Here is a 1,150-nt window from a genome sequence, read left to right on the forward strand (position 1 = left end):
AGTGATGGCATTGATGAGATAGTCGTCGTTCCAGGCGCATTTCTTGATGCGATGGCTGATGGGAACTTTGGCAGCATCGGCGGCCTGAAGGATGTTTCTGGCGAGGCGATTGAGAAGGGCCGTGTTGGCGGGGGCATTGTCCTTGCGGGCACGGCTGAGATCCTCATCGAGATGGACATCGAGCATCCAATGCAGGCCGTTCTCGATCTGCCAATGAGCTCTAGTGAGGTCGAGCGCCCGCTGCGGCGACATGAGCGTGGAGGCCATGAACAGGCGCATCAACGGCTTGGCCTGATCGCGTCGGCTGGTGATGCGGATGAAGGCCAGGTGGCCGGGCATCAGCGGCTCGGCCGCCGCCACGATCTCGGCCTGCCGCCACTCGTTGCGGCCGTGGCTGGTCTCGGTCCGCTCGGCAATGGAAGGGGTGGCGTCGGCCAGTTGCAGGTTGGCACGGCGCAGCCAATGACGACGGTTGCCCTTCAGCGCAAGCAGGTAATCGCCACCTCTTTGGGTAATGGCCGCAGCCATGCGGGTGTGGCAGTGGAGCGCGTCGGCGGTGACCAATCTGCCCGTAAGATCAATGAGTTCGACGACTTTGAGCGCGGCCTCGACTTCGTTCTCACCATCGCTCGGCGAGACTGCCGCCAGGCACAGCCGGGTCTCGGCGGCGAAGGCCGACACCGTCAACGGCGGACTGGCTGCCAAGCCCTTCTCGTAGGCTCGCCGCAAAGCCTTGCCGTCAAGCGACACCACCTCGGGCGTCTCTCGGCTGGCTCGGGCGAAAGCTGCGGCAAAGGCAGCAAAGGCGCGACCAAAGGCCTCCGGGTCGAGCAGACGCAGCAGCCGCGAGAAGGTGTCGTGGCTGGGAGCTGCGTCATAGTCGATCAGCCGCGACAGCGCCTGCTTGCGCTCCTGCGCGAACAGGGCAAATTCCGTCGCATTGCTGGCGCCGCACAGGCTTGCTGCGATCATCATCACGATCAGGTCGCCAAGCCGGTGCGTGGCGTTGGGCGCGCGTGGATCAGGCACCGCGCCAAAGTAGCTCTCAAGGCAGGAAATGGCAGTCGCTCCTTCGCTCAACTGCCTCTCCAAAGAATCCTTTCTCAGCCTAAACTCAACCCCAAAATCGCCATATGCGATTCCCCTGCCC

At 63.3% G+C, this 1,150-nt stretch carries 1 protein-coding gene; it reads right to left on the reverse strand.

All coding sequences use genetic code 11. The annotated features are described in order from the left end of the window. Positions 1–1,080: ISAs1 family transposase (locus tag NKJ55_RS35390; protein ID WP_352453925.1), on the reverse strand; the 1,080-nt coding region annotated here is incomplete at its 3' end. Between the last annotated feature and the right edge of the window lie 70 nt (positions 1,081–1,150).

Source organism: Mesorhizobium sp. M0106 (assembly GCF_040322715.1).
GTDB lineage: Bacteria > Pseudomonadota > Alphaproteobacteria > Rhizobiales > Rhizobiaceae > Mesorhizobium.